The 4,188-nt window shown below is 65.1% G+C and carries 3 protein-coding genes and 2 pseudogenes; 3 read left to right on the plus strand and 2 right to left on the minus strand.

From position 1 onward, the window contains the following. Both JOZ76_RS38630 and acnA read right to left on the minus strand, forming a co-directional pair. Nucleotides 1-449, minus strand: a pseudogene (locus tag JOZ76_RS38630) (aconitase family protein); the annotation flags it as partial. Further along, a pseudogene (gene acnA / locus JOZ76_RS26750) lies at nt 441-2,081 on the minus strand (aconitate hydratase AcnA); the annotation flags it as partial. The pseudogenes JOZ76_RS38630 and acnA, both read right to left, overlap by 9 nt. Before the next feature lie 222 nt (nt 2,082-2,303). Between acnA and ccmA the strand changes: the two are divergent. The 3 genes from ccmA to ccsA form a co-directional block, all read left to right on the plus strand. Then, nucleotides 2,304-2,906, plus strand: coding sequence for a heme ABC exporter ATP-binding protein CcmA (ccmA, locus tag JOZ76_RS26755; protein WP_291703765.1), 603 nt, complete (start codon nt 2,304-2,306; stop codon nt 2,904-2,906). 289 nt (nt 2,907-3,195) lie between these two features. After that, entirely contained in the window at nt 3,196-3,864 is a 669-nt protein-coding gene (ccmB, locus tag JOZ76_RS26760) for a heme exporter protein CcmB (protein WP_291703767.1), read from the plus strand. Between the two features lie 71 nt (nt 3,865-3,935). Next, nucleotides 3,936-4,188 (plus strand): cytochrome c biogenesis protein CcsA (gene ccsA, locus JOZ76_RS26765; protein WP_291703769.1); only part of this gene is annotated, 253 nt, incomplete at its 3' end.

Below are 4,188 nucleotides of genomic sequence, written 5' to 3' on the forward strand. Positions count from 1 at the left end.
TTGAGCGAGCCGGCCAACGCGTAGGCGACTACCAGCGGCGGCGATGCCAGGTAGTTTGCGCGCACGTCCGGATTGACGCGGCCTTCGAAGTTGCGGTTGCCCGACAGCACGGCGGCGGCGACGATGCCGTTTTCGTTGATCGACTTCGAGATGTCCTCCGGCAGCGGGCCGGAATTGCCGATGCAGGTGGTGCAGCCGAAGCCGACCAAGTTGAAGCCGACCTTGTCGAGGTCCTTTTGCAGCCCGGAATTGGCGAGATATTCCGCGACCACCTGGCTGCCCGGCACCAGCGAGGTCTTCACCCACGGCTTGGCCTTCAGGCCCTTGGCGGCCGCGTTGCGCGCCAAAAGGCCGGCGCCGATCAGCACGCTCGGATTGGAGGTGTTGGTGCAGGAGGTGATCGCCGCGATCACCACGTCGCCATGGCCGAGGTCGAAGTCGCGGCCCTCGAAGTTGCGGTTGCCCGACAGCACGGCGGCCGCCACGATGCCATTATCGTTGATCGACTTCGAAATCTCCTCCGGCAGCGGGCCGGAATTGCCGATGCAGGTGGTGCAGCCAAAACCGACCAGGTTGAAGCCGATCTTGTCGAGGTCCTTCTGCAGGCCGGAATTGGCGAGATATTCGGCGACCACCTGGCTGCCGGGCGCCAGCGAGGTCTTGACCCACGGCTTTGCCTTCAGCCCCTTGGCGACCGCGTTGCGCGCCAAGAGGCCGGCGCCGATCAGCACGCTCGGATTGGAGGTGTTGGTGCAGGAGGTGATCGCCGCGATCACCACGTCGCCATGGCCGAGGTCGAAGTCGCGGCCCTCGACGGCATAGCGCTTGTCCGCATCGTCGGCCTTCTTGTATTCGCTGGTCATCGCGGCGGCAAAACCTTCGGCGACCGACGGCAGCGCGACGCGCCCCTCCGGACGCTTCGGTCCGGCCATCGACGGCACCACGTCGCCGAGATCGAGGGTCAACGTTTCGGTGAACACCGGATCCTCGGACTTGGCATTGCGGAACAGGCCCTGCGCCTTGGCATAGGCCTGCACCAGCGCAACCCGCGACGGCGTGCGGCCGGAGGTCTTCAGGTAGTCGATGGTCGCGGCATCGACCGGGAAGAAGCCGCAGGTCGCGCCATATTCGGGGGCCATGTTGCCGATCGTGGCCTTGTCAGCGACCGAGAGATTGTCAAGGCCGGGACCGAAGAACTCGACGAACTTGCCAACGACGCCGAGCTTTCTGAGCATCTGCGTCACGGTCAGCACGAGGTCGGTCGCGGTGACGCCTTCCTTGAGCTGGCCCTGCAGCTTGAAGCCGACCACGCTCGGCAGCAACATCGACAGCGGCTGTCCGAGCATGCAGGCTTCAGCCTCGATGCCGCCGACGCCCCAGCCGAGCACGGCAAGGCCATTGACCATGGTCGTGTGCGAGTCGGTGCCGACCAGCGAATCCGGATAGGCGATCTCGAAGGTGCCGGTCTTCTTGCCGACCGTCATCTTCTCCTTCTTGGTCCACACCGTCTGCGCGAGATATTCGAGATTGACCTGGTGGCAGATGCCGGTGCCGGGCGGCACCACGGAGAAATTCGAAAACGCCTTCTGGCCCCATTTCAAGAATTCGTAACGTTCCTGATTCTGCTTGTATTCCTCGACCACGTTCTTGGCGAACGCCTTGTTGTCACCAAAGAAATTGACGATCACACTGTGGTCGATGACCAGATCGACCGGCACCAGCGGGTTGATCTTTTCGGCGTCGCCGCCGAGCGTCTGCATCGCATTGCGCATCGCGGCGAGATCGACGACGGCGGGCACGCCGGTGAAATCCTGCATCAGGACGCGCGCCGGGCGGAACGCGATCTCATGCTCTAGCGAGCGCTTCTTCAGCCATTTGGAGACCGCGACGATGTCGTCCTTCTTGACCGAGCGGCCGTCCTCGTTGCGCAGCAGGTTCTCCAACAAAACCTTCATCGAATAGGGCAGCTTCGAAATTCCTGCGAGGCCATTCTTCTCGGCGGTGGGCAGGCTGTAATAGATGTAGCTCTTGCCACCGACCTTGAGCGTCTTGCGGCATTTGAAGCTGTCCAGCGAAGTCATGTGAGGAATCCCGATTGAGTTCATACCCGGCAGGGGTATCTTGGCACCGTCTGCAAATCCGAGCGTGGTTGCTTGGCAGCGGCCGATTGTGTGCTGCATCAAGTTCCGGCTTATAGAAGCTTTCCAACCTGACTGCCACAGCGACCAGCGTTCGGCGAGAAGGCGTTACCCACAAATTCTTGCGCGCTACCATCCATTTTCGAAAGGCTATGACGAAGCGACATGCGGCTTTGGGGACGCGAGATCAGATGTGTGCGGGGCGGCCGGGAGGTGTTTTCCGGACTCACTTTCGAAGTCGCGGCGGGCGAGGCGCTGGCGGTCACCGGCCGCAACGGCTCCGGCAAGACCTCGCTGCTGCGGCTCATCGCCGGGCTGCTGGCGCCGGCGGGCGGCGCGATCGACGTCGAAGGCCTCGACCCTGAACTGACCCTGCCCGAACAGGCGCACTATCTCGGCCATCGCGATGCAGCAAAACCGGCCCTGAGCGTCGCCGAAAATCTCGCGTTCTGGCGAGATTTTCTCGGCGGCGGGACGAGCCATGTCTCCGAATGCCTGGCGATCGTCGGCCTGGCCCACGCGCTCGACCTGCCGGCCGCTTATCTCTCGGCCGGGCAGCGGCGGCGGCTGTCGCTGGCCCGGCTGCTTGCGGTCCATCGCCCCATCTGGCTGCTGGACGAGCCGACAACGGCGCTCGACGCCCCCGGCCAGGCCGTATTCGCCGACGTGATGGGCGAGCATCTCGGCAGCGGCGGCATCATCATCGCCGCAACCCACAGCCCCCTCGGGATTTTTGCCCGGGAACTCCGGATCGGAGGCGAGGGGTGAGGCACGACTTTCTCCGTTCACCGGGCACCGCTCTCTCCGTCCCCTCCCCCCTTGCGGGGGAGGGTCAGGGAGGGGGGTACCACGCGGCGCACCATTCCAATTCGGCACGAAAAGGTCCGCGGGCGCCGCGCTCCCGGGGACGTCCTCCAACATCACTGCCACCGATTTCCGGGGTACCCCGCTCCCCAGCCCTCCCCCGCAAGGGGGGAGGGAGCGCACCGCGCTCGCGGCGATATACGGGGCAACACGGGCAATGCGTCCTCCTGCGATGCGCCCCGCAGGGTGCCGCATGACCGCGCTCGGAGCCCTCATCCAACGCGACATCCGGATTGCGCTGCGGGTCGGCGGCGGCGCGCTGATCGGGGTGCTGTTTTTCCTGACCGTCGTCGTGCTGATGCCATTCGCGGTCGGGCCGGACCTCGCGCTGCTGGCCCGGCTTGGGCCGGCGATCCTGTGGCTCGGCGCACTTCTTGCCAGTCTGTTAACCCTCGACCGACTTTTCATGGCCGACCACGAGGACGGTTCACTCGACCTGATCCTGATGAGCCGGACGTCGCTGGAGTTCGCCTGCGCGGCCAAGGCGCTGGCGCACTGGCTGGCGGCTGGCCTGCCGCTGGTAATCGCGACTCCTGTCCTCGGGCTGCTGCTCAATCTCGACATGACGGCGACCGCGGCGGTGGCGCTGACGCTGCTGGTCGGCACCCCGGCCCTGACCTTTACCGGCATGATCGGCGCGGCGCTGGCGGTGACCCTGCACCGCGGCGGCCTGCTCCTCGCGGTGTTGGTGCTGCCGCTGTCGATTCCCATCCTGATTTTCGGGGTCGCCGCATCGCAGGCCGCGATTACGGGCCCACTGTCGTTCGGCGCCCCGTTATCGATCCTGTGCGCACTGTCGCTGGTCAGTTTCGTGGTCGGACCGTTCGCCGCCGCCGCGAGCCTGCGGCATGGGCTGGACTGATGCCGATCAACTCTCCTTGCACGTCCTTGTGCTGATTGCATGCAGGGCGCCTCACCATTATCAGGGTGACCATGACGCTGACCGAGCTTGCGAATCCGACCCGGTTCCTGGCGCTGACCGCGCGGCTCCTGCCGTGGCTGGCGGCAATGACCGCGCTGGTCCTGGCGATAGGCCTCGCCCAATCCGCGCTGGCGCCCGACGACTATCAGCAGGGGGCGACTGTAAAAATCATGTTCATCCACGTGCCGAACGCGTGGCTCTCGATGTTCGTGTGGACGGTCATGAGCATCGCCTCGCTCGGCACGCTGGTGTGGCGCCATCCGC

The organism is Bradyrhizobium sp. (assembly GCF_019244115.1).
Classification (GTDB): domain Bacteria; phylum Pseudomonadota; class Alphaproteobacteria; order Rhizobiales; family Xanthobacteraceae; genus Bradyrhizobium.

What these genes read in the sequence shown, in the direction of transcription:
- ccmB (WP_291703767.1), top strand. Translation starts at nt 3,196, where the DNA reads ATGACCGCGCTCGGAGCCCTCATCCAACGCGACATCCGGATTGCGCTG.
- ccmA (WP_291703765.1), top strand. Translation starts at nt 2,304, where the DNA reads ATGCGGCTTTGGGGACGCGAGATCAGATGTGTGCGGGGCGGCCGGGAG.